Source organism: Streptomyces bauhiniae (genome assembly GCF_004784475.1).
Taxonomy (GTDB): Bacteria; Actinomycetota; Actinomycetes; order Streptomycetales; family Streptomycetaceae; genus Streptomyces; species Streptomyces seoulensis.
Genome location: NZ_SRRT01000011.1, coordinates 90,898 through 114,154, shown reverse-complemented (window position 1 = coordinate 114,154; position 23,257 = coordinate 90,898). Strand labels below are relative to the sequence as shown.

23 protein-coding genes and 1 tRNA gene are annotated in these 23,257 nt (G+C 71.2%); 9 read left to right on the top strand and 15 right to left on the bottom strand.

The genetic code is table 11. From position 1 onward, the window contains the following. Nucleotides 1–143: 143 nt before the first annotated feature. From E5083_RS29645 to clpS, 3 genes are all read right to left on the bottom strand, one after another. A complete protein-coding gene (locus tag E5083_RS29645) occupies nucleotides 144–1,562 on the bottom strand; it encodes an amino acid permease (RefSeq protein WP_135788754.1) in 1,419 nt (472 codons plus the stop codon). 348 nt (nucleotides 1,563–1,910) lie between these two features. After that, complete coding sequence (locus E5083_RS29640) at nucleotides 1,911–2,519, bottom strand: DUF2017 domain-containing protein (RefSeq protein WP_135788753.1); 609 nt, start codon at nucleotides 2,517–2,519, stop codon at nucleotides 1,911–1,913. A 9-nt stretch (nucleotides 2,520–2,528) separates the two neighbouring features. Beyond that, nucleotides 2,529–2,846, bottom strand: a complete 318-nt coding sequence (gene clpS, locus E5083_RS29635) for an ATP-dependent Clp protease adapter ClpS (RefSeq protein ID WP_031182609.1) — start codon at nucleotides 2,844–2,846, stop codon at nucleotides 2,529–2,531. Nucleotides 2,847–2,903: 57 nt separating this feature from the next. Here clpS and E5083_RS29630 point away from each other — a divergent pair, with 57 nt between their 5' ends. Further along, complete coding sequence (locus E5083_RS29630) at nucleotides 2,904–4,250, top strand: nicotinate phosphoribosyltransferase (RefSeq protein WP_135788752.1); 1,347 nt, start codon at nucleotides 2,904–2,906, stop codon at nucleotides 4,248–4,250. Nucleotides 4,251–4,309: 59 nt separating this feature from the next. Further along, nucleotides 4,310–4,903 (top strand): isochorismatase family protein, encoded by a 594-nt coding sequence (locus E5083_RS29625; RefSeq protein ID WP_135788751.1) that lies wholly within the window; start codon nucleotides 4,310–4,312, stop codon nucleotides 4,901–4,903. A gap of 227 nt (nucleotides 4,904–5,130) precedes the next feature. Here the strand turns inward: E5083_RS29625 and E5083_RS29620 are convergent, their stop codons facing one another. Together E5083_RS29620 and E5083_RS29615 are read right to left on the bottom strand one after the other, a co-directional pair. Further along, complete coding sequence (locus tag E5083_RS29620) at nucleotides 5,131–5,436, bottom strand: hypothetical protein (RefSeq protein ID WP_135788750.1); 306 nt, start codon at nucleotides 5,434–5,436, stop codon at nucleotides 5,131–5,133. 121 nt (nucleotides 5,437–5,557) lie between these two features. Beyond that, nucleotides 5,558–7,915, bottom strand: a complete 2,358-nt coding sequence (locus E5083_RS29615) for an immune inhibitor A domain-containing protein (RefSeq protein WP_135788749.1) — start codon at nucleotides 7,913–7,915, stop codon at nucleotides 5,558–5,560. Nucleotides 7,916–8,286: 371 nt separating this feature from the next. Here E5083_RS29615 and E5083_RS29610 point away from each other — a divergent pair, with 371 nt between their 5' ends. Then, a complete protein-coding gene (locus tag E5083_RS29610) occupies nucleotides 8,287–8,580 on the top strand; it encodes a hypothetical protein (RefSeq protein WP_167513665.1) in 294 nt (97 codons plus the stop codon). A gap of 90 nt (nucleotides 8,581–8,670) precedes the next feature. Here E5083_RS29610 and E5083_RS29605 read toward each other — a convergent pair whose 3' ends face one another. Further along, nucleotides 8,671–9,408 (bottom strand): RDD family protein, encoded by a 738-nt coding sequence (locus tag E5083_RS29605; protein ID WP_135788748.1) that lies wholly within the window; start codon nucleotides 9,406–9,408, stop codon nucleotides 8,671–8,673. A gap of 61 nt (nucleotides 9,409–9,469) precedes the next feature. Then, the gene (locus tag E5083_RS29600; protein WP_135788747.1) at nucleotides 9,470–10,762 is read right to left on the bottom strand and encodes an RDD family protein; all 1,293 of its coding nucleotides are present in this window, start codon (nucleotides 10,760–10,762) and stop codon (nucleotides 9,470–9,472) included. A 235-nt stretch (nucleotides 10,763–10,997) separates the two neighbouring features. On the opposite strand from E5083_RS29600, the gene E5083_RS29595 reads away from it, so the two are divergent. Further along, the gene (locus E5083_RS29595; protein ID WP_135788746.1) at nucleotides 10,998–11,411 is read left to right on the top strand and encodes an SsgA family sporulation/cell division regulator; all 414 of its coding nucleotides are present in this window, start codon (nucleotides 10,998–11,000) and stop codon (nucleotides 11,409–11,411) included. Between the two features lie 41 nt (nucleotides 11,412–11,452). Here E5083_RS29595 and E5083_RS29590 read toward each other — a convergent pair whose 3' ends face one another. Next, nucleotides 11,453–12,871, bottom strand: coding sequence for an FAD-binding oxidoreductase (locus tag E5083_RS29590; protein ID WP_135788745.1), 1,419 nt, complete (start codon nucleotides 12,869–12,871; stop codon nucleotides 11,453–11,455). 92 nt (nucleotides 12,872–12,963) lie between these two features. On the opposite strand from E5083_RS29590, the gene E5083_RS29585 reads away from it, so the two are divergent. Next, nucleotides 12,964–14,442: a tetratricopeptide repeat protein gene (locus E5083_RS29585; RefSeq protein ID WP_135788744.1), complete on the top strand. Its 1,479-nt coding sequence runs from the start codon at nucleotides 12,964–12,966 to the stop codon at nucleotides 14,440–14,442. A gap of 53 nt (nucleotides 14,443–14,495) precedes the next feature. Here the strand turns inward: E5083_RS29585 and hppD are convergent, their stop codons facing one another. Beyond that, nucleotides 14,496–15,641: a 4-hydroxyphenylpyruvate dioxygenase gene (hppD, locus tag E5083_RS29580; RefSeq protein ID WP_135788743.1), complete on the bottom strand. Its 1,146-nt coding sequence runs from the start codon at nucleotides 15,639–15,641 to the stop codon at nucleotides 14,496–14,498. A gap of 123 nt (nucleotides 15,642–15,764) precedes the next feature. Here hppD and E5083_RS29575 point away from each other — a divergent pair, with 123 nt between their 5' ends. Then, on the top strand, nucleotides 15,765–16,247 hold the full coding sequence (locus E5083_RS29575) for an Lrp/AsnC family transcriptional regulator (RefSeq protein WP_135788742.1): 483 nt from the start codon (nucleotides 15,765–15,767) through the stop codon (nucleotides 16,245–16,247). Here E5083_RS29575 and E5083_RS29570 read toward each other — a convergent pair. The 6 genes from E5083_RS29570 to E5083_RS29545 all read right to left on the bottom strand — a co-directional run bounded on the left by E5083_RS29570 (nucleotide 16,244) and on the right by E5083_RS29545 (nucleotide 22,250). Next, nucleotides 16,244–17,035: a YlbL family protein gene (locus E5083_RS29570; RefSeq protein WP_135788741.1), complete on the bottom strand. Its 792-nt coding sequence runs from the start codon at nucleotides 17,033–17,035 to the stop codon at nucleotides 16,244–16,246. The genes E5083_RS29575 and E5083_RS29570 overlap by 4 nt on opposite strands. Before the next feature lie 348 nt (nucleotides 17,036–17,383). Further along, the gene (locus tag E5083_RS29565; RefSeq protein WP_135788740.1) at nucleotides 17,384–18,025 is read right to left on the bottom strand and encodes an IclR family transcriptional regulator; all 642 of its coding nucleotides are present in this window, start codon (nucleotides 18,023–18,025) and stop codon (nucleotides 17,384–17,386) included. A 278-nt stretch (nucleotides 18,026–18,303) separates the two neighbouring features. Beyond that, nucleotides 18,304–20,097 (bottom strand): DEAD/DEAH box helicase, encoded by a 1,794-nt coding sequence (locus E5083_RS29560; RefSeq protein WP_135788739.1) that lies wholly within the window; start codon nucleotides 20,095–20,097, stop codon nucleotides 18,304–18,306. Nucleotides 20,098–20,218: 121 nt separating this feature from the next. After that, nucleotides 20,219–20,608: a type II toxin-antitoxin system death-on-curing family toxin gene (locus E5083_RS29555; RefSeq protein WP_135788738.1), complete on the bottom strand. Its 390-nt coding sequence runs from the start codon at nucleotides 20,606–20,608 to the stop codon at nucleotides 20,219–20,221. Then, nucleotides 20,605–20,805 (bottom strand): ribbon-helix-helix protein, CopG family, encoded by a 201-nt coding sequence (locus E5083_RS29550; RefSeq protein ID WP_016826066.1) that lies wholly within the window; start codon nucleotides 20,803–20,805, stop codon nucleotides 20,605–20,607. The genes E5083_RS29555 and E5083_RS29550 overlap by 4 nt, the downstream gene beginning before the upstream one ends. Nucleotides 20,806–20,846: 41 nt before the next feature. Continuing rightward, nucleotides 20,847–22,250 (bottom strand): MFS transporter, encoded by a 1,404-nt coding sequence (locus E5083_RS29545; protein ID WP_135788737.1) that lies wholly within the window; start codon nucleotides 22,248–22,250, stop codon nucleotides 20,847–20,849. Nucleotides 22,251–22,427: 177 nt separating this feature from the next. Here E5083_RS29545 and E5083_RS29540 point away from each other — a divergent pair. From E5083_RS29540 to E5083_RS29530, 3 genes are all read left to right on the top strand, one after another. Beyond that, nucleotides 22,428–22,499, top strand: a tRNA-Cys gene (locus E5083_RS29540). Between the two features lie 88 nt (nucleotides 22,500–22,587). Further along, nucleotides 22,588–22,836, top strand: a complete 249-nt coding sequence (locus tag E5083_RS29535; protein WP_135788736.1) for a type II toxin-antitoxin system CcdA family antitoxin — start codon at nucleotides 22,588–22,590, stop codon at nucleotides 22,834–22,836. Continuing rightward, nucleotides 22,833–23,234 carry a PIN domain-containing protein gene (locus E5083_RS29530; RefSeq protein ID WP_135788735.1) on the top strand — a complete coding sequence of 134 codons (402 nt, stop codon included), beginning with the start codon at nucleotides 22,833–22,835 and terminating at the stop codon, nucleotides 23,232–23,234. Before E5083_RS29535 ends, E5083_RS29530 begins: the two co-directional genes overlap by 4 nt. Nucleotides 23,235–23,257: the final 23 nt, after the last annotated feature.

Here is a 23,257-nt window from a genome sequence, read left to right as displayed (position 1 = left end):
GGGCCAGGATAGGGGGACGGGCCGTCCCGTACCGCAGTGCGGTACGGGACGGCCCGCATGGCGGACGCCTTGAGCGGCGGCCGCCGGGGGTGCCACGAGTACTCCCGGCGGCCAGGCGTCCTCGATGGCCCTTTGTGGCGGGTCTAGCCCACCTTCTCCAGCGCCGGCTCGTCACGCTCACCGCTCTGCGGCGTGCGGGACTTCATGATCTGCCAGCCGATCCCGAGCGCGACGGCCCAGACGGCCATCACGTACAGGCAGACGCGGGAGTCGGCATCGTACGCGATCAGGCCGGTGACGAAGAGCAGGAAGGCGATGGCGATGTACGAGCAGACCGAGCCGCCCGGTGCCGGGAAGGACGAGGCGGGCAGCTTGCCCGCGGCGACCGCGCGGCGGTAGAGCACGTGGCTGATCAGGATCATCAGCCAGGTCCAGATGCCCGCGGCGGTGGCGACGGAGGTGACGTAGCCGAACGCCTTCTCCGGGACGACGTAGTTCAGCACCACGCCGATGCCCATGAACAGCACCGAGACGGTGATGCCGAGCGCCGGGGTCTTGGTGGAGGACAGCTTGGCGAAGACCCGCGGGGCCTCGCCGTTGTCCGCCAGGGTGCGCAGCATGCGGCCCGTGGAGTACATGCCGGAGTTGCAGGAGGACAGGGCGGCGGTGAGGACGACGAAGTTCACGATGCCCGCGCCGGCCGGGATGCCGATCACCGCGAACGCCTTCACGAACGGGCTGACGCCCGGCGCGAACTCGGTCCACTTGACCACGCAGAGGATGACGGTGAGGGCGCCGACGTAGAAGAGGGCGATGCGCCAGGGCAGGGTGTTGATCGCCTTGGGCAGCGTCTTCTCCGGGTCCTCGGACTCGCCGGCGGTGACGCCGACCAGCTCGACCGCGAGGTAGGCGAACATGACGCCCTGCAGGGTCATCAGCGAGGAGCCGATGCCCTTGGGGAAGAAGCCGTCGAACTGGTACAGGTTCGCCACCGAGGCGGTGTCGCCGGCGGCGCTGAAGCCGAAGGTCAGCACGCCGAGGCCGATGACGATCATGCCGATCAGGGCGGTGACCTTGACCATCGAGAACCAGAACTCCAGCTCGCCGAAGAGCTTCACGGAGATCAGGTTGACGCCGAACAGGACCACCAGGAAGACCAGCGCCGTGACCCACCTCGGGACGGCCGGGAACCAGTAGTTGACGTAGATCGCGGCGGCCGTCAGCTCGGCCATGCCGGTCACGACCCACATCAGCCAGTACGTCCAGCCGGTGAAGTAACCGAAGAAGTCGCCGAGGAATTCGCGCGAGTACTCGGCGAACGAGCCCGACACCGGGCGGTAGAGCAGCAGCTCGCCCAGGGCTCGCATGATGAAGAAGATGATCACGCCCGCGAGGGCGTACATGAGGATGAGGCTGGGACCGGCCTTGGCGATGTTCGCCCCGGCTCCCAGGAACAGACCGACTCCGACGGCGCCACCGATGGCGATCATCTGGACCTGCCGGCTGCCGAGCCCTCGCTCGTAACCCTCTTCAGGGGCTTCGGTGACCTTCTCAGAGGCCATGGTGGTGCGCCTTTCTCCATGCCGACCCGTGGCCTTCACTCGGCCTCGGATCGGGTCTCGATCCCCCCGGAACTGATGGAGTGAGCAGGTCAGGGACCCGCTCGTTGCCTGGCCGGCGGTCGCCGGCTCGGTGGCGCACCCGGCGCGACATGGGTGGTGTCCGCCGGGCGATCGTGAAGATTTATCACGGCCGCAATATTGAGCAAAGAGGGGTCCGAGGGCGTCCTGTGGCGCACCGCACAGGAAGAATGGGACAAAGTACGCCCAAATGCCTCAAAAACGGCCGCAACGGTAACGCGATCGTTATCCGGAGTTGAGCGTCCTCTGAGCGAACACGAAAGTGACGTATTACGGCATCAGCGTCGAGACGAGGGTCTCCTGGAGACCGCCGAGCCAGAGATAGGCCAGCACCATCGGCTTGCGCGGGTCCTGGTCCGGGAGGCGGTACAGCGGGTCCGTGTCCTCCTCGTCGGAGATCTCCAGCCGGGAGCCGATCGCCAGGCGCAGGTCGTTCAGCGCGGAGAGCCACTGCCGGGACCGCTCGGGCGACAGCTTGAGCACCGCCTCGCCGCCCTCGGCCGACGACGCGACCTGGTCCAGGGTGCGGATGACCGCGAGCGCGTTCTCCCGCTTGCCGGCCCTCAGGTCGTTCTCGGTGTAGCGGCGGAACTCGGCGGAGTGCGCGCGCCGCTCCTCGGCCTCGGCCGGGTCGCCCGGCTCCCGCTCGGGGTCGGTGTAGGCGTCCGGGAAGAGCCGGCGCAGCACCGGGTCGGCGGGCGGCTCGCTGGGGCCCTCGGCGAACAGCTCGGCGAGCGGGTCGCCGCCGGTGTCCTCGGCGGGGCCGGGTCCGATCAGCTCAAGGAGCTGGACGGCCAGCGAGCGGATGATGGAGATCTCGACGTCGTCGAGCGCGACGGTCGCGCCGCCGCCGGGGAGCGGTTCGAAGTGTCCGGGCATGTGTGTCGGTTACTTCCGGTCCTGCTGGAGGGTGGCCCACAGTCCGTAGCCGTGCATCGCCTGCACGTCGCGCTCCATCTCCTCGCGGCTCCCGCTGGAGACGACCGCCCGGCCCTTGTGGTGGACGTCGAGCATGAGCTCGGTGGCCTTGTCCTTCGAGTAGCCGAAGTACGTCTGGAAGACGTAGGTCACATAACTCATGAGGTTGACCGGATCATTGTGGACGATCGTGATCCAGGGGACGTCCGGCTCGGGTACGGCGAAGGTCTCCTCCGCCGATTCGGTGCGTTCGATCTCTACGGGCGCGGGTGACGTCACAACAGCCATGCTGCCACGCACCCCAGAAATCGTCACACTGACGAAATGGGAGTACGCTTCATCGTCATGAACACAGCGGACCTTGGGCTGCCGGTCGAAGTCCCGTCGACGGCGCTCTTCACGGACCAGTACGAGCTGACCATGCTGCAAGCCGCCCTGAAGGCCGGGACGGCCGAGCGGCGCAGCGTGTTCGAGGTCTTCACCCGACGCCTGCCGCACGGCCGCCGCTACGGCGTGGTCGCGGGCACCGGCCGGGTGCTGGACGCGGTGACGAACTTCCGGTTCGACGCGGCGATGCTCGCCTTCCTGGGCGAGCGGGGGATCGTCGACGAGCCGACCCTGAAGTGGCTGGCGGACTACCGCTTCCAGGGCGATATCTGGGGCTATCCCGAGGGCGAGGTGTACTTCCCCGGCTCGCCGCTGCTGCGGGTCGAGGGCAGCTTCGCGGAGTGCGTGCTGCTGGAGACGGTGATCCTCTCCATCCTCAACCACGACTCGGCCATCGCGGCCGCCGCCTCCCGGATGTCCTCCGCCGCGGGCGGGCGGCCGCTGATCGAGATGGGCGCCCGGCGCACCCATGAGCTGGCCGCCGTCGCGGCCGCGCGCGCCGCCTACGTGGGCGGTTTCGCCACCACCTCCGACCTCGCGGCGGGCTTCAGGTACGGCATCCCGACCGTGGGCACCTCCGCGCACGCCTTCACCCTGCTGCACGACCAGGAGCGGGACGCCTTCCGCGCCCAGGTCGACGCCCTCGGCGCGGACACCACCCTGCTGGTGGACACCTACGACGTCGCGGAGGCGGTCCGTACGGCGGTGGAGGTGGCCGGGCCCGGGCTGGGCGCGGTGCGCATCGACTCCGGCGACCTGCTGCTGGTCGCGCACCGGGTGCGGCAGCAGCTCGACGACCTCGGCGCGACGGACACCCGGATCGTGGTCACCTCCGACCTGGACGAGTACGCCATCGCCTCGCTGGCGGCGGCGCCGGTGGACGCGTACGGGGTGGGCACGCAGTTGGTCACCGGGTCCGGGCATCCGACCTGCTCGATGGTGTACAAGCTGGTCGCCCGCGCCGAGTCCGCCGATCCCGCCGCCGAGCTGGTGCCGGTGGCGAAGAAGTCCAGCGGCGGGAAGACCTCCATCGGGGGCCGCAAGTGGGCGGCACGGCGGCTGGACAAGTACGGGGTCGCGGAGGCCGAGGTCGTGGGCACCGGCGCGGTACCGGACGAGCTGGCCGACCGGCAGTTGCTGGTGGAGCTGGTCAAGGGCGGCGAGGTCGTCGCCCGTGAGCCCCTGGACGCGGCGCGCGAACGGCACATCGCGGCGCGCGGCAACCTCCCCCTCTCCGCGACCCAGCTCTCCCGGGGGGAGCCCGTCATCCCGACGGAGTACCTGAACGTGCCCTCGGGTAGCTAGTGCCGGAGGCCGGAAGTCTCTAGGCTCGATTCCTTGGACCCCACTCGAAGGACACCACCATGCGCCGCGCCTTGATCGTCGTTGACGTGCAGAACGACTTCTGCGAGGGGGGCAGTCTGGCGGTGGCCGGCGGGGCGGACGTGGCCGCCGCGATCACCGAGCTGATCGGGCAGGCGGCCGGGTCCGGGTACCGGCACGTGGTGGCCACCCGCGATCACCACATCGCGCCGGGCGGCCACTTCGCGGACAACCCCGACTACGTCCACTCCTGGCCCGCGCACTGCGTCGCGGGCACGGAGGGCGTGGGCTTCCACCCCAACTTCGCCCCCGCGGTCGCCTCCGGCGCGGTCGACGCGGTCTTCGACAAGGGCGCGTACTCCGCCGCGTACAGCGGCTTCGAGGGCACGGACGAGAACGGTGCCACTCTGGCGGACTGGCTCCGCGCCCGCGGCATCGAAGAGGTCGACGTGGTCGGCATCGCCACGGACCACTGCGTACGGGCTACCGCCCTGGACGCGGCCTCCGAGGGTTTCCGCACGCATGTGTTGTTGGACCTGACGGCAGGAGTGGCCCAGCACACGACGGACAAGGCGCTGGAGTCCCTGCGCGAGGCCGGCGTCCAGCTCACGGGCAAGCCCGTGGTGAACGCCTAGCTTCAGCCCGCGGGCCCGCTGTGGCTTGTCGCGCAGTTCCCCGCGCCCCTGGGTAGGCGAGCCTGGGTGGTGTCCAGCCCCTGAGCTTCCCCGCGCCCCTGGGTTGGCAAGCCTGGGCGGAGTCGCGTGCGTGAACCGGCGCCCACCCGAAGGCTCCGGCACACATGTCCCACCCCAGGGGCGCGGGGAACTGCGCGACCAGCCACGACGGGCCCGCAGCCGAAGGTCTACGGCTGAAGCGCAGAGGATCGCAGGGCGCGGATGGGGCGCCAGAGGCCCGTGCCCTCCGTCGGGGCCGTGCGCCATATGAGGCCGTCGGGGTGGTGGAGGACCGCTGTCACCTCGTCCGGGGTGGGTGGGGCGGTGTTGCCGCGGAGGAACACGGACCACAGGCCGAGATTCCGCAGCCGGGTCAAAGCCTTCGCACGATTCCCCGCGTGGACGAGAACCCGGACGCCGGCGGTGCCGTGGGGCAGGTTGAGGGCCACCACGACCGTCCCACCGGGCAGCTTGCAGAATCCTCCTGCGGCCATGCGGTCACATCCCCGTTCAGTCAGGTGTCAATAAGCGATCCACAGGACGCACCTAAACACGATCGGCGGCGACCCGCTAGGGGGTCACCGCCGATACGTCTCTGACCTGCGAAGATACCGCTTACTTCGCCGCGGGCCCGACTTCCAGCTCGATCGTGGAGCCGTCGTCCGCCTGCTTCTTGATCTTGATCTTGGTGTTGGTGTCAGTGACCTTCACACCACCGGTGGGGTTCGACGGGTCCCAGTAGGTGTTCTTGCGGTCGTCGAAGACCGCCACCCCGTTCTGCGCCTTGATCTTCGTCGCCTTGCCGGCCTTGTGCAGCGTGATCCCGTCCGTCGGGTCGAGCGAGAACGGCGAGTCGTACGCCTGCATCCGGTTCCGCAGCAGCGTCCCGTCGGACCACTTCAGCGCCTTCGGGTGCGCGTCGACCGGCAGGATCAGACCGGTACCCGGGTGCGCGTCCGCGTTGGTGTTGTTGTCCGCCTGGGAGGTGTCCCACTTCCAGATCAACAGGCCGTCCTGGTACGGGTAGTGCTCCACCCAGTCGGGCCGGTCGGTGCCGGTGTAACCGAAGTTGTACGGGCCGACCTTCAGCGTCTTGTCGTACGACACGTACTGACGGTTCTCCGCGAGGTAGTACTGCGCGTAGTCCTTGGTGAAGGACGCGCCGATGCGCGAGAACCCGGTCGCGGCCCAACCGGCGTCCGCCGTCTCGGCGTTGTCCGAGAACAGCGGCGAACCGTCCGCGGTGACCGTGATCTCGTCGGCCGCGAAGCCCTTCAACGCCACGCCGCCGTCGGTCTGGTAGCGGAAGCGGAGCTGGATCTTCTGGCCCGCGTACGCGTCCAGCGAGTACGACAGCTTCTTGTAGCCGTCGAGCGTGCCGGTCAGCGCGGGCTTGTCGGAGCCGTCGCGCGGGATCGGCTGCCCGTCCACCGTGCCGTCCAGGGCGGTCCAGTTGGCGCCGTCCGTGGAGACCTCGGTGTAGAGGTAGTCGTAGCCGGCCTCGATGTCGTACCAGCCGTCCAGGCCCAGCGTGGCCTTGGACTTGCCGGTCAGGTCGACCGAACGGGTCAGCGTGTTCTTGAGGTTGTCACCGCTGCCGCTCCACCACTGGGTCGCGCCCTCGGCCGGGGTGACGATCTCGGTCTTGACCGCCTTGTCCGGCAGCGTGACCAACAGGGCCTGGCGGTACTTGGTGTTGTACTCCGCGACACCGAGCTTGTGCCAGGAGGAGACACCCGCCTTGGCGGTGTCGTAGGTCAGCCAGCCGAGCTGCAGCTTGTCCCACGCGTTCATGTCGCCGGGCAGGTCACCGATGGAGTCCTTGCCGGTGCCGAGCCAGGAACCGGAGGACATCAGGGTCCAGAAACCGGTGGAGTTGTCGCCGCCGTCGGTGTCGTACTCGTCCGGCAGACCGAGGTCGTGGCCGTACTCGTGGGCGAAGACGCCGAGTCCGCCGTTCTCCGGCTGGATGGTGTAGTCGCCGACCCAGACGCCGGTGTCGCCGACCGGGGCGCCGCCGAGCTTGTTGCCGGCCGGGCCGGTCGCGCCCGCGTCGGTGCCGAACGCGTACCAGCGGTGCGCCCAGATGGCGTTCTCGCCCTCGGCGCCGCCGCCCGCGGACTCGTCCTCACCGGCGTGCACGATCTGGAAGTGGTCGACGTAGCCGTCCGGCTCGTTGAAGTTTCCGTCGCCGTCGTAGTCGTAGCGGTCCCACTGGTCGTACTGGGCCAGGTCGGCCTTGATGGCGGCGTCCGACTTGCCGGCCGCCTTCTGCCCGGCGACCCAGGACTTCAGACCGTCGCTGACCACGTTCCACACGCTGGTGCAGTTGGTCTGGCCGCACGCGTTGTTGCCGTAACGGGCCTCGTTGTAGGGGACCTTGACCCAGTCCGAGACCTCGCCCTCGACCGAGTAGCGGCCCGAGGACTGCTTCTCGTAGTACTTCTTCAGCGACTCGGTCTTGGCACCGGTGCCGAAGTAGAGGTCCTGGTAGTGCTTCTGGTTGTAATCCGCCTGCCAGGCCGTGGAGTTGTCCTTCTTGCGGTCCGGCGCGGCGATCTTGTTGTGCAGCGGGCCGGGGGTGCCGCCGAACTTGGGGTCGGTCTGGTCCCCGAACTCCACCAGGATGGTGAAGATCTTGTCGGTCTTCTCCCGGCTCAGCTCGACGTACTTGCTGTCGCCCTTCTTGCTCTTGAGCTGGACGACCTTGGAGCCGTTGCGCTCCTTCGCCGTGGCCTTGCCGGCGATGAGCTGGTTCAGGGCCTCCTGGCGCTGAGCCTCCTGGGTCTTGCTCAGCGGGCCGTCGAGGTCGTGCTCCCGCTGTCCGGCCGGGGCCGGGTCATGGCGGTTCTCGGCCGCCGGGCGGGCCATCGTGCCGGCCTCGGCCACAGCGAACGTGGCGAAGGTGGCGGACGACGCCGCGAGGGCCACGCCTATCGCCGCGGCTCTGAACGTCCAGGGTCTGCTGGTCACTTGAGATCCTCCCCCGCGCCGCGCGCACGGCAGGAGGGTTCCGGACCTTGGAAGATTCCGTGCGCGCACGATCAACGCGTGTATTCAAGTGCCGTAATTTGACTAGAGGTTCCACAGAAAAGACAGACCTTGACTTGAACAGGACAAGTGCACTATGCGGAGTTGGCGTCCGCTTTACGAACACGTGCTACAGCGGAACGGGCGCGTGCATCGCCCCAGTTGAGGTGGACCATGACTCCGTGCGCCCCCTGTGCACCGCCCTCCGGGGTGAGGGCGGGCTTACCTGGCACAGGACTCGGGCATGGACGCGAAGAGAGCCGAAACGGCACCCCGCGCACCCCCTACCCCCGTCTTCCGAGGACACGATTGCCATGCCTCGTCCGACCGTCGCACAGCTCGTCTACGGTTCCTGCACCGTGATCCTCTCCACCGTCGCCATGCTGGCCCTGTCCCAGACCAGCTCGGGCATCGGTGTCGCCGTCATCGCGCTGGCCGCGCTCGCGCTCGGGCTGCTGGTCGCCATGACGGTGCCGCTGCCCCGGCCGCGCCCGGCCCGCTCCACCGCCGCCACCGGGCCGACGCCCGCCGAGCCCGCCCGGCTGTCCGAGCGCCGCCGCCCGGTCGGCGCCTCGGCGGAGTCGGTACGCGGCCGCGCGGCGTCCTGACAGCGGCCGCCTGCTGAGACCACACGCCGGAGCGGCGGGCCGGGGACTTCTCCCCCGCCCGCCGCTCCGGCGCGCCGTGCCCCGGCCCGGTCAGGTCGTGGCGACCACCACCGTCTTCGCCGCCTTGTCGTGCAGGCCCTGCTTGTACGGGCGGTCGAAGTAGCTCCAGCCGCCGCAGATCGCGGTCCAGACGCAGGCGCAGCAGAAGGCGAACGGCAGCCACAGCACCAGCGCCCGGATCAGCGAGGACTGCCGGGAGGGGGTGGCGCCGTCGTGCAGGTTGGCCACCCGCATCTTCAGCAGGCGCATGCCGAGCGTCTGCCCGGTGCGGGCGATCAGGATGGTGTCGTAGGCGACGTACAGCACGGCGGCGATGATGGACTGGCCGAGCGACTTGCCGACCTCCATCCGGTCGCCGTTCACGTCGTACTGGTGCACCCCGAAGGCCCAGGTCAGCAGCCAGACGGCGATGCCGACGATGATCATGTCGATGATGCGGGCGACGGTGCGCTTGCCGCTGTCCGCGAGCGGGGGCATGCCGGCGAGGGGGTCGCCGGGGCGGCCGGGGCCCTGGGGGCCTCCGCCGTAGGGGCCACCGCCTCCATAGGGTCCGCCTCCGTACGGGCCGCCCCCGTAAGGGCCGCCCGACCCGTAGGGGCCGCCGCCCTGGGGCGGGGGCTCGCCGCCGGGCGGCGGGGGCTGCTGGGCGCCGTACGGGCGGTCGTACGGCGAGCCCGGCCCCTGCCCCGGGTCCGACGGGGGCCGCTTCCTCAGCGGGTCGTCGTCGGGGGGCTGCGGTCCGGAGCCGGGGGGCGGTTCACTGCTCATGGCACCGAGTCGACCGCGAACGCGGGGCCGCCGCACCCGGCGGGCGGCCGTACGGGGGACGCTATTCGGCCACGAAGGTGTGTGCCGCCTTGTCGTGCCAGCACTGGCGCCACGGGCGGTCGAACAGCCCCCACAGCACGCCGATCACGCCGATGACGAGGACGCCGGGCACGCTGTAGACCAGCCAGCGGCGCAGCGCGGCCCCGAAGGACGGGGGCTGGTGCCCCTCGATGTCCCGCACCTGGATGCCGCACAGCCGCTTGCCGAGGGTGCGGCCCCAGCGGGCGGTCGGCAGCACCTCGTACACCACCCCGAAGACCAGCAGGACGCCGAGGACGAGGGCGAGCGAGACGCCGGTGGTGCCGTCGAGCAGCCAGACGGTGACGGTACGGCCGGACAGCCGGGCCGCCTCGATCTTGCTCTGCGTGTGGTCGACGGCGCGTACCCCCAGGGGCACTGCCGCGGCCGCCGTGACGGCGCCGATGAAGACGTTGTCGATCAGGCGGGCGGCGAAGCGCTTGCCGAGTCCGGCCGGGCGGGCCTCCGCCTGGCGCCGGGCCGCCGCGAGGAACGGGTCCTCCACCGGCGGCTTCCACGGCGCCACGGGCTGTTCCTCGCCCGCCCCGGCCAACTGGTGCACCTGCTGCGCCCAGGACGCCTGTCCGCCACCGGGACCGGGAGCGAGGGGGCCTCCGGCCTGGGGCGGGAGTACCGGGGAAGGGGCGGCCGCCTGCGGGAAACCGGACTGTCTGCGGGGGTCCGCCTGCGGGGCGGGCGTTGCCTGCCCCGGCACCGGGGGTGCGACGGCGGCGCGGGCCGTGGGAGCGGCGGGTGCGTCGGGGGCGGCCCCGAATCCTGCTGGTCCCCCTACGGGACCCCGAGCCGCGCCCCCCGCCGGCCCCGAGGAACCCTGAGCCGCGCCCGCCGTGGGCCCGGTGGGGCCCTGAGCGCCCTGGCCCGGCGCCCCCGCGCCCTCCCCGGCGTCCCCCGCCCGCACCCGACGGAACGTCATCGTCCCGTCGTCCCGCTGAACCCCCGCCGGCGAACCCGCCGCCGGGCCCGGAGTCGGGCGCCGGAAGAGGAACGTGTCCGGAGGTGCCTCGCCCTGGGCCGCCGGAGCGTCGGCGGAGCCGCCCTCCTCGAAGAAATGCGGACCCGTCTCCTCCACAGGGGGCGTGTCGGGGCCGGAGGTTGACGGGGCGGTGAGCGGTTCGCCGTCCGCGGGGGCGGGGCGGCTGGTGCCGGGCACCCAGGCGGTGCCGTTCCAGTAGCGGACGTAGCCGGGGATGGACGGGTCCGGGTAGTAGCCCTCACGGGGCCTGTCGTCACCGTGGGCCGGCGTAGGGGCGCTCATGTCCGTCGTCCCGTATCTGCTCGGGGGTGGAAGGGAGCCTCCACATCTATCAGACCCGGGGCACCCCTTACCCCCCTCCGGCCGGAGCCGACCCCTTCCGGGCGATCCCCTGGAGGCGCGCGACGCCGGTTGGAAAAAAAATTCCGGGAACCCGCGTAATGACCGTGCCCCTGCCCCCTCTCTCCTGGCACGGGCCCGTCCGAGCGGCCCGCGGTCAGATCGAAGGAGACAGGTCATGGAGCACACGGTGGTGGAGCGCGAACTGGAGCTGCGGCTCATCCTCTCGCCGGAGCGGAGCATCCCGGTCCCGGCCCGGCTCGCGTACCGGACCGACGACCCCTACGCCGTCCACATCACCTTCCACATCAACTCCGACTTCCCCGTGCACTGGACGTTCGCCCGCGAGCTGCTGGTGGAGGGCGTGTTCCGGCCGTGCGGGCACGGGGACGTGCGGGTGTGGCCGACGAAGGTGAACGGCCGCAGCGTGGTGCTGATGGCGCTCAGCTCGCCGGACGGCGACGCTCTGCTGGAGGCGCCCACCCCGCAGGTGTCCGCCTGGCTGGAGCGGACCCTGCGGGCGGTGCCGCCGGGCGCCGAGGCCGCCCAGCTCGGGATCGACGACGCGCTCGACCAACTGCTGGCCCGGTGAGGCGCCCCCGCTCACCAGAAATCGGCGCACAAGAACTCGGCTCAGAACAGCTTGCCCGGGTTGAGGATGCCGAGCGGGTCGAAGACGTCCTTCACGGCCCGCTGCATCTCCAGCCCCACGGGCCCGAGTTCGCGCGCCAGCCACTCCTTCTTCAGCACGCCCACCCCGTGCTCGCCGGTGATGGTGCCGCCGAGTTCGAGGCCGAGCGCCATGATCTCGTCGAAGGACTCGCGGGCCCGGCGGGACTCGTCCTCGTCCAGGGCGTCGAAGCAGACGGTGGGGTGGGTGTTGCCGTCCCCGGCGTGCGCGCACAGGCCGATGGTGAGGTCGTACTTGGCGGCGATCCGCTCGACGCCCTCCAGCATCGCGCCGAGCCGCGAGCGGGGCACGCACACGTCGTCGATCATCGTGGTGCCCTTGACCGCCTCCAGCGCGACGAGCGACATCCGCCGCGCCTGGAGCAGGAGTTCGGACTCGGCGGCGTCGTCGGCGACGACCACCCCGGTGGCCCCGGCCGCCTCGCACAGGGCGCCGACGGCGGCCAGGTCGGCGGCGGGCTCCGGGGTGTCGAAGGCGGCCAGCAGCAGCGCCTCGGTGGACTCCGGCAGACCCATCCGGGCGAAGTCGTTCACCGCCTTGACGGTGGTGCGGTCCATCATCTCCAACAGCGAGGGCACATGCCCGCCGGCCATGATCGAGCACACCGCGTCGCAGGCGTCGGCGGCGGTGGCGAACTCGGCGGCCAGCACCAGTTGCCGGGGCGGCTTGGGCCGCAGCCCCAGCACCGCGCGGACCACGATGCCGAGCGAGCCCTCGGAGCCGACGAAGAGCCGGGTCAGGTCGTACCCGGCGACGCCCTTGGCGGTGCGGCGGCCGGTGGACATCAGACGGCCGTCGGCGAGGACGACCTCAAGGCCGAGGACGTACTCGGCCGTCACCCCGTACTTGACGCAGCACAGGCCGCCGGAGGCGGTGCCGATGTTGCCGCCGATCGTGCAGGTCTCCCAGCTCGACGGGTCCGGCGGGTAGTACAGCCCGTGCTCCTCCACCGCGCGGGAGAGCACGGCGTTGACCACGCCCGGTTCGACCACGGCGATCCGGTCGACGGGGCTGATCTCCAGGATGCGGTCCATCTTGGTGAGGGACAGCACGATGCAGCCCTCGGAGGCGTTGGCCGCGCCGGACAGCCCGGTGCGGGCGCCCTGCGGGACGACCGGCACGCGCAGCGCGGTCGCGGTGCGCAGCACGTGCTGGACCTGTTCGACGGTGCGTGGGAGGACCACGGCGGCGGGGGCCCCGGCCGGGCAGAAGCTCGCCATGTCGTGCGCGTAGGAGGCGGTGACGTCGGGATCGGTGAGCACGGCCCCGGCGGGCAGCCCCGCCAGCAGCGCTTCGATGAGGGGGGTCTCGGCGGGCGCGGTGTCGCCGTCGCGGGGTGCTTCGATACGGCTCATGATCACAGCGTGTCACTCGGGGCCATCGGTGTGAACCCCGCACGCGCCGCCCTTGGGCCACCCGGATGTGCTCGTCATATTGACGCACAGTGAACGGCATGGCGAAGAGACAGTACGGCGACGCGCGGCCCGGTACGTCCCTGGTGGCCGAGCCCCCGCCGCGCCGCCCCCGGCGATGGCTGCGCCGCACGCTGCTCACCGTGGCGGCGGGCGGGGCCGCGGCGGGCGTGGCGCTGACGCTGCTGCCGCGCGAGGCGCCGCAGCGGGCCCCGCACCGGCCCCCGGCACCCGCGCCCGGACCGCAGGCGCGGGCGCTGACGGCGGTCACCACCGGCGTCCCGGCGGCGCTGCCCGACCTGACGGAGCTGATCACCCGGCAGGAGGCCGGGGTACGGGCCCGCCCCGCCGACGCCCGCGCCTGGGCGGTGCTCGGCGCGGCCTACGTGGCCCGGTCCGCCCGCACCGCCGACGCGGCCGACCTCCCGCGCGCCGAGCGGGCACTCGGCACCTCGCTGAAGACGCGCGCCGCGAAGAACACCGAGGCGCTGGCCGGCATGACCGCGCTGGCCAACGCCCGCCGGGACTTCGCGGCGGCCAGGCGGTACGGGGAGCAGGCGCTGAAGCTGACCCCGAAGCGCTGGTCGGCGTACCCCCCGCTGATCGACGCGTACAACGGGCTCGGTGACTACACCGCCGCCCGGAGCACCCTGGACAAGCTGATGGCGCTGCGCACGGCCCCCGGGGACCGCCCGGCCGTGATGGCGCGGGCCTCGGCCGTGTACCGGGACCGGGGCTGGCGGGAGGACGCGCTGGCCCAGCTCACGGACGCGGCCGCGGCCGCCGGTACGCCCGCCGAGCAGGCGGCCTACCGCGCCGGGGTCGGCCAGTTGGCCTGGGAGCGCGGCGAACTCCCCGAAGCCCTGGCCCAGTTCACCGAGGCCCTCCGCCTGGACCCGGCCGAGGCGACGGCGGGCGCCGGCAAGGCCCGCACGCTGGCCGCCCAGGGCCGCACCGCCGACGCGCTCACCGCGTACGACCAGGCCCTCGCGAAGCGGCCGGACGCGGAAGTCACCCTGGAGCTGGCCGAGTTGTACGAGTCGCTGAACCGCACCCAGGACGCCGAGGCGCAGTACGAGCTGGCGCGGAAGCGGGCGGAGAAGGCGGCCTCCGACGGCGTCGACGAGGAACTCCTGCTGGGCAGGCTGGAGGCGGACCACGGCGACCCGCAGGAGGCGGTGACCCGGCTGCGCGCGGAGTACCAGCGGCAGCCCGGCATCGAGGTGGCCGACGCGCTGGGCTGGGCGCTGCACCGGGCGGGCGAGGACGAGGAGGCGCTGAAATACGCCACCATCGCCACCGACAAGACCAAGGGCGGCGGAGTGCGCAGCGCGCCGCACGACTTCCACCGGGGCATGATCGAGTACGAGCTGGAGCGATACGGCTCCGCCCGGCGGCAGTTGGAGGACGCGCTGCTCGTCAACCCGGCCTTCTCACCGCTGTGGGCGCCCGAGGCGCGGGCCGCGCTGACGGACATGGGCGAGGTGACCGAGGGCCCACTGCCCGCCGATGTGCTGTGAGTTGGGGGCGCGACCGCTCCTCGCGCCCCCAACTCAGTCTGTGGGGAGCCGGGTTACAGGTTGCCCCGCTTCTCCTGCTCCCGCTCGATGGCCTCGAAGAGGGCCTTGAAGTTGCCCTTGCCGAAGCCCATCGAGCCGTGGCGCTCGATGAGTTCGAAGAACACCGTCGGCCGGTCCTGGACCGGCTTGGTGAAGATCTGCAGCAGATAGCCGTCCTCGTCGCGGTCGGCGAGGATCTTCATCTCGCGCAGCGTCTCGATCGGCACCCGGGTGTCGCCGACCCACTCGCCGAGGGTGTCGTAGTAGGAGTCCGGGGTGTCGAGGAACTGGACGCCGGCCGCGCGCATGGTGCGTACGGTCTGCACGATGTCATTGGTGGCCAGCGCGATGTGCTGGACGCCGGGGCCGCCGTAGAACTCCAGGTACTCGTCGATCTGGGACTTCTTCTTGGCGACGGCGGGCTCGTTGAGCGGGAACTTCACCTTCAGGGTGCCGTCCGCGACGACCTTGGACATCAGCGCGCTGTACTCGGTGGCGATGTCGTCGCCCACGAACTCCTTCATGTTCGTGAAGCCGAGGACGTTGTTGTAGAACGCCACCCACTCGTCCATCTTGCCGAGTTCGACGTTGCCCACGCAGTGGTCGATGGCCTGGAAGGTGCGGCGGGCGGGCGGCTCGACGATCGGGGCGGCGGCCTCGAAGCCGGGGAGGTACGGGCCGTCGTAGCCGGAGCGCTCGACCAGGGTGTGCCGGGTCTCGCCGTAGGTGGCGATGGCGGCCAGGACGACGGTGCCGTGCTCGTCCTTCACCTCGTGCGGCTCGGTGAGGGGGCGGGCGCCGTGCTCGACGGCGTGGGCGAACGCGGCGCGGGCGTCCGGGACCTCGATGGCGAGGTCCACGACGCCGTCGCCGTGCTCGGTGACGTGCCGGTCGAGGAACTCGCCCCAGGGGGTGGCGGGGCGGATCACCGAGGTGAACACGAACCGGGCGGCGCCGTTCTCCAGGACGTAACTCGCCGTCTCGCGGCTGCCGTTCTCCGGGCCGGAGTAGGCGACCAGGCGCATGCCGAAGGCGCTGGAGTAGTAGTGCGCGGCCTGCTTGGCGTTGCCCACGGCGAAGACGACCGCGTCCATTCCCTTGACCGGGAAGGGGTCGGCCTGCCGGGCGGTGTCGGGAGTGTGCTGAGTGGTCTGCGTCATGTTCGAAGGGTGGCCCCGCTCTGCAAGGTGCGCAATAGTTCGCGTAATCGCTGGTCACTCTGTTCAGCCTTACGGCGGTACCGGCGGGCTTTCTGTACAGGATGACCATCCGGGGAGGACGTCGTGGCGATCGATCGGCTGGACGGGCAGATCATCGTGCTGCTGGCCGAGGAGCCGAGGATCGGGGTGCTGGAGATGTCCCGGCGGCTGGGGGTGGCGCGCGGCACCGCCCAGGCCCGGCTGGACCGGCTGCGCTCGCGCGGGGTGATCCGGGGGTTCGGGCCGCAGGTGGACCCCGCGGCGCTCGGCTATCCGGTGACCGCGTTCGCCACGCTGCAGATCCGGCAGGGGCAGGGGGCGGACGTACGGGCGTATCTGGACGGGGTGCCGGAGGTGCTGGAGCTGCTCACCACGACCGGCACCGGGGACATGCTGTGCCGGCTGGTGGCCCGCTCCAACGCCGATCTGCAGCGGGTCATCGACCGGGTGGTGGGCTTCGACGGCATCGTGCGGGCGTCCACGGCGATCGTGATGGAGAACCCGGTGCCGCTGCGGATCATCCCGCTGGTGGAGCAGGCGGCGGGGGAGTTTTTCGAGGGGGACTAGCAGCTCGGGATCTTCCCGGTGCCCTTCTCCAGGGCGACCAGGGAGTCCACGGCGCCGTCGAGGGTGGTGACCGGGATCAGGCGCAGGCCCTTGGGGAGGTTGGTGTGGGCGTCGGCGCACTCCGCCTTCGGCACCAGGAAGACGGTGGCGCCGTCGCGCCGGGCGGCCTGCGTCTTCAGGGCCACCCCGCCGACCGCGCCGACCTTGCCGTCCGCGTCGATCGTGCCGGTACCGGCGATGGTCCGGCCGCCGGTGAGGTCGCCGCCGCTGCCGTCGCCGTTCAGCTTGTCGATGATGCCGAGGCTGAACAGCAGGCCCGCGCTGGGGCCGCCGACGTCGGCGAGGCGCAGGGTGACCTTCACGTCGCCGGGGTCCTTGCTCAGGTGGTCCAGCGCCGCGGTGGTCGCCGCGTCCTGCGACTGCCGCATCTGGGCCGTGTTGTGCTTCTCGATCTCCTTGATGGTGTCCCCGGTCGGGTACACCGCGTCGTACGGCATCACCGCGCGGTCGCTGCGGAACCAGTTGTCGACCACCTGCCCGAGGGACACCCGCGTACCCGGCGAGGTGGCCTCGATGGTCGTCATCCGCAGCTCGCCCGAGGTCTTCCGCGTCTGCGCCCCGGCCACCGTGATCACCGGCGTCCCGTCGTTCTTCCCCAGCACATTCGCCGTCATCCCCGGCTGAGCCACCGAGAACGGCAACGGCGCGAACACCGCGACGGCCACCAGCCCCACGACGGGCAGGGAGCACAGGGCGATGATCCGGGAACGCGAGAGACGTGAGAGCACGGAGTAAATCTAACGCGCGAGGGGTCTCCGGCCGGGGGCGGGACGGGCTGGGTGAGCGGGGGCGGAGCTGCGCGGCCGAGGGTGGACGGCGATACAACCCCTCCCGATCGGCCGGGACGACGCGGCACTGCCCCGAAGGCGGGCAGCAGGCGGTGGCCGTCCCGCGCGATGGCCGCGTGGCAAAGGGGTGCGCGGCTGCCCGGCGAGCACCGGTCCGACGCCGGTCGAAGTCCGCGTCGGCCACCGCCTGCCGGGGCAGTGGGCGGAAGCGCCGCACCCCGGCGGGCCCCCGTCCGGCGAGGGCCGGTCACGCGTCCCGCCTCCCGGCATCAGCACCGCCCGTACGGCCTACCTCAGCGCGTCCGCGACCTCCCGCGCCGCCTCCATCACCCGGCGGCCCACCCGTTCCGGGACCGCGTCGGTCAGCATGATCACGCCTACGCTGCCCTCCACGCCCGTGACGCCCAGGAGGGGGGCGGCGGCGCCGCTGGCACCCGCTTCGAGTTCGCCGTGGGTGAGGATGTAGCCAGGGTCGGGGGCCGGGGAGTGGCGGGCGGCCAGGATGGCCTTGCCGGCGGCGCCGCGTTCCAGGGGGTGACGGAAGCCCGCGCGGTAGGCGACGTGGTAGTCGGTCCAGGTCGGCTCGACCACGGCGACGGCGAGCGCCTCCGTACCGTCGACCAGGGTCAGATGGGCCGTGGCGCCGATGTCCTCGGCCAGCGAGCGCAGCGCGGGCAGCGCCGCCTCGCGTACCAGCGGATGCACCTGGCGGCCGAGCCGCAGGACGCCCAGCCCGACGCGGGCGCGGCCGCCGAGGTCGCGGCGGACGAGCGCGTGCTGCTCCAGCGTGGCCAGCAACCGGTACACCACCGTCCGGTTCACCCCGAGCCTGCCGGACAGCTCGGTGACGGTCAGGCCGTGGTCCGTGTCGGCGAGCAGCTTGAGGACGCGCAGTCCCCGGTCGAGCGTCTGGGAGGTCTCCGCGGTCACGACGCCCCCTCCTTCTGCGGTGAGGTCGGCGCCCTCCGAGCGGCGCGCGTCACCGAGCCCCGTCGGCGACGCGTATCAGAGGCCGCCGATCGGCAGGACGGCCCGGCGGCTGTCGGACCCGTCGCTTCACGGCTGCGCTCCGCGGCGGCGCTGCCACGGGGCGTGTGCGTAGCGGGACAGTAGCGAGCCGGTCCGCTCAGCGGAAGACTCGGTCCAGAATCCGGTCAGGGCCCGTTCCGGCCTGCCAGTGTTCGTCCGCATACGCCCCGGCGCGCGCCTCAGCGCATCCGGGTCGCCCACTCCCCCATCTTGGCGATGCGCTGCTTGAGCTGGCCGGCGGTCGCCTCGGCGCTCGCCGGTCCGCCGCAGACCCGGCGCAGCTCGGTGTGGATCACCCCGTGCGGCTTGCCGCTCTGGTGGACGTAGGCGCTGACCATGGTGTTGAGCTGCTTGCGCAGCTCCATCATCTCCTTGTGGCTGACCACCGGGCGCCGCTCGGCGGGCAGCTCCAGCAGGTCGGCCTCGGTGTCCGGCCGCTTCTTGCTGTGCGCGATCTGCCGGGCCTGCCGCTTCTGCAGCAGCAACTGCACCTGCTCGGGCTCCAGCAGTCCGGGGATGCCGAGGTAGTCCTGCTCCTCCTCGCTGCCGGGGTGGGCCTGCATGCCGAACTCGGCGCCGTCGTAGAGGACGCGGTCGAAGACGGCCTCGGACTCCAGCGCCTCGAAGGAGAACTGCTCCTGCTCGCCGGTGTCCTCGTCCTCCTGCCGGTTCGCCTCCTCCATCTCCTTCTCGGACTCGGCGTACGGGTCCTCCTCGCCCTGCTTCTTCGGCTTGTCGAGGGCGTGGTCCCGCTCCTTCTCCATCTCGTTGGCGAAGGTCAGCAGGTCGGGGACGGTCGGCAGGAACACGGACGCGGTCTCGCCGCGCCGCCGGGACCGTACGAAACGGCCGACGGCCTGGGCGAAGAACAGCGGGGTGGAGATGGTGGTGGCATAGACGCCGACGGCGAGGCGGGGCACGTCGACGCCCTCGGACACCATGCGGACGGCGACCATCCAGCGGTCGTTGCTCGCGCTGAAGTCGTCGATGCGCTTCGAGGCGCCCGCGTCGTCGGAGAGGACGAGGGTGGCCTTGGTGCCGGTCAGCTCGCGGATCAGCTTGGCGTAGGCGCGGGCGGAGTCCTGGTCGGAGGCGATGACGAGCGCGCCGGCGTCCGGGATGGCCTTCCTGACCTCGGTGAGCCGCTGGTCGGCGGCGCGCAGCACGCTGGGCATCCACTCGCCGCGCGGGTCGAGCGCGGTGCGCCACGCCTGGCTGACCGCGTCCTTGGTCATCGGCTCGCCGAGCCGGGCGGCGATCTCGTCGCCCGCCTTGGTGCGCCAGCGCATCTGGCCGCTGTAGCTGAGGAAGATGACGGGGCGCACGACGTGGTCGGCGAGCGCGTTGCCGTAGCCGTAGGTGTAGTCGGCGGAGGAGCGCCGGATGCCGTCGTTGCCCTCCTCGTACGTGACGAAGGGGATCGGGTTGGTGTCCGAGCGGAACGGCGTACCGGTCAGCGCCAGGCGCCGGGTCGCGGGCTCGAACGCCTCCAGACACGCCTCGCCCCAGGACTTGGAGTCACCGGCGTGGTGGATCTCGTCCAGGATCACCAGCGTCTTGCGCTGCTCGGAGCGGTTGCGGTGCAGCATCGGGCGTACGCCGACACCGGCGTAGGTGACCGCGACGCCGTGGTAGTCCTTGCCGACGGGTCCCGCGCTGTACTCCGGGTCCAGCTTGATCCCTATCCGGGCCGCCGCCTCCGCCCACTGCTTCTTCAGGTGCTCGGTCGGCGCGACGACGGTCACCTGCTGCACGACGTGATGGTGCAGCAGCCAGGAGGCCAGCGTCAGCGCGAAGGTCGTCTTGCCGGCGCCGGGGGTGGCGACGGCGAGGAAGTCACGCGGCTGCTCCTGGATGTACTTGTCCATCGCCCCCTGCTGCCAGGCACGCAGCTTGCTGGCGGTGCCCCAGGGGGCCCGGCCGGGAAAGGCGGGGGACAGATGGTTCGAGGCGGAAGCGGCGGTGGTAGTCACGGTCTCCGGGGGTGGGTACGCAGGGGCAACTCGGCTACGTATGACAACCGGGCCACCCTACCGGCGCGACCGGCTGCGCCGTGCTCGGACGGGGCGGGGGGCGGGGCGGGTGGGACTGAGGTCACAGTGGGGGTCCGGCCAAGTCGCGCAGGGCCTCCGCGATGGCCTTGATCTCGTCCATGCTCCCGGTCGCGACAGCGATCACGAGCCGCTCACCGGCGTCGATGTCCGCCCGCAGCTGCCGGCCGTTCATGGCCAGGAAGACCATGCAGGACACCCACGCCGTGCGCTTGTTACCGTCGATGAAGGGGTGGTTGATCGCCAAAGACTGCAGGAGCGCAGCCGCCTTGTCGAACAGGTCCGTGTACGCCTCCTGCCCGAACATTGAGGCCGAAGGCCGGTGCACGGCAGACTCCAGCAGTCCCACGTCCCGAACGACGACATCCTGGTCGTCGACGGCGTGCCCGGCGATGGACAGGATGTCCTCGGCGGACAGGTAAACACACGTCACTTGAGCCGCTCCAGCAGCTCGGCCCACTTGGCGGTCTGCTCCTTCGCCGCCTTGCGGACCAGCGCCTCGTGCGCCGTCCGCGCCAGGTAGTCGTCCACGGCCCTCAGAAGTATGGCGTGCATGCTGACTCCCTCCTCTTCCGCGCGCAGCTTCAGGGCTTCCGTCTGGTCGTCACGGAGACGCAGGTTCATAGCCATACCAAAACGGTACCACTGAGGTGGGGCCTAAGTGGTACCACCTATCCCGCCGACGCCCGCAGCCGCGTCGTCACCCATGCCCCCACCACCGCGACTGCCGCCATCGGCAGGAAGACCGCCGCGAAGGCTTCGGCGCCTGTGGAGCCCAGGGCCGCGAAGGCCGCGCCCGCTGTGGCGAGGAGGACGACGTTGGAGAGGGCGTCGGAGATCTGGAGGGCGGCGGAGTTGGCGCCGGCCTCGGAGGGGGCGGAGAGCTTGAGCAGGAGGACGCTGGTGGAGGAGATCACCAGGCCCATCCCGAAGCACCCGAACCCCCACGCGACCGCCACGGTCCACACCGGCACGGCGGGTACGAGCACCGCGGGCGCGACGGCGATGGCGGCGGCCACCAGCACCATCCCGAACGTCATCAGCCGCTCCCGGTACGGCTCCATCCGGTCCCGCGACTGCACCCACGACGCCGCCGCCCACGTCAGCCCGCCCGCCGCCAGCGAGAACCCGGCGAGCGTCGGCGACAGCCCCCGCTGGGTGACGAGCATCAGCGGTACGAAGGACTCCGCCGCGATGAACGACCCCGCCGACAGCCCGCGCAGCAGCACGACCGACGGCAGCCCGCGTACCGCCCGGTACGTCCCCTTCGGCAGCAGCCGCAGCACGGCCGGCACCAGCAGGGCGGCGCCGAGAACGCCGGGCACCAGCGAGAGCGGCCGTAGATCCTGCGCCGCGTACTGCACGAGCCCGGCGCCCAGCGAGACGGCGAGCGCCAGCCGGATGCGGCGCCGGTCGAAGGCGGGGGTACCGGCGTCGTGGTCCACGGGCCCGCCGGCCCGGCGCCGGATCTGCGGGAGGGCGAGACCCAGCGGAAGCAGTACGAGCAGCGGGATGCCCAGGAACACCCACCGCCACCCCAGGTGTTCCGCGACGGCACCGGAGGCGAGCGGCCCGACGATGGAGGGCACGACCCACGCGGCGGCGAACCCCGCCATGATCGCGGGCCGCAGCCGCTTGGGGTAGGCCCGGCCGACGACCACGTACACCGCGACGATCACCAGCCCGCCGCCGAACCCCTGCACCGCCCGCCCCAGGATGAACACCCACATCACCTGCGCGGTCCCGGACACCACGAGCCCACCCGCGAACGCCCCGATCCCGGTGGCCAGCGCCGCGAGCGGCCCCCGTCGGTCCGCCCACTGCCCGGCGAGCACCATCCCGGTGAGGCTGGTGGTGAAGTACCCGGAGAACGCGAACGCGTACAACGAAACCCCGTCCAGCTCCCGCGCCGCGACGGGCATCACGGTCCCGATGGCAGTCGTCTCGAAGGCGATCAGCAGCACAACGGAAACAATCCCCACACTGAGCGCCCGATGCACCCGCCCCAACACCCCGCCCTCCTCGTGGCGAGCTAGGTCGGCGACAACACTGTCGGAAGAATCAAGGGCGGCCATAGGGGCCAGAGTAAGGCCCGTATCCCAGGTTGACCCCTGTCGGAAGCCCTACCCGCCCTACGACCTTCGCCGTAGTCCCCCCACCCCCTGTGAACGCCACATGGCAGTCACATTGCACCCCCTCGCCCGCCCTTGCTCCCCTCCCCCACCCCGCCCTACGTTCATTCCACAGCACACGGCCGTGTGCCCGAGTGGCTCAGGGACTCGCCTGCAAAGCGAGTTACGCGGGTTCGATTCCCGCCACGGCCTCAAAAGAGCCCTGGTCAACGACTCGCGACTGGCGACGTCAGGCGGAGAAGCCCGGGCCATTCTGCGCATACTCCAGTATGCTTACTGTATGTCCTCGACGACTCGCATCACCGTCACGCTCCCCAGCGACCAGGTGGCGGAGCTTCGCAAGCTCACGGACAACGTCTCCGGCTATGTGGCCGAAGCCGTGGCCCGCCAGATCCGGCACCAGCTTCTGGGCGATGACCTTCGGCGCCACGAAGAAGAGCACGGACGCTTCAGTGACGAGGAGCTCGCCGAGGCTCACGCGAAGATCTTCGGAGACGGCGGCTCCTCCAAGGGCGCGGACGCCGCGTGAGCGAGCGCATCGAGACCGTTGTCCTGGACGCGGAAGGGCTCTCCGCCTGGATCGCGCAGGACCGCAAGTTCCTCGCGGTGCTGCGGGTCCTTCACGCCCTGGGGGCCGACCTGGTGATCGGGGCCAACACCATCGTGGAAGTCACTCACTCCCGTACCAACATGCCTCGCCTGAACTGGGCCCTCTCCCGCGTCAAGGTGGAACCAGTCACCGAGCAAGCGGCGAAAGCGGCAGCGGATCTCCTCAAAGGTGCCGGACTGCACGGGCACAAGTACGCCATCGACGCCACGGTCGCCGAGGTCGCACTGCGCCAACCGAAACCAGTCGCCCTCCTGACCTCCGACAGCGACGACATGACCAAACTCTGCGGCAACCAGGTCCGCGTCATCCCTCTCTGACCCGCCGGCCCATCCGGAGCACT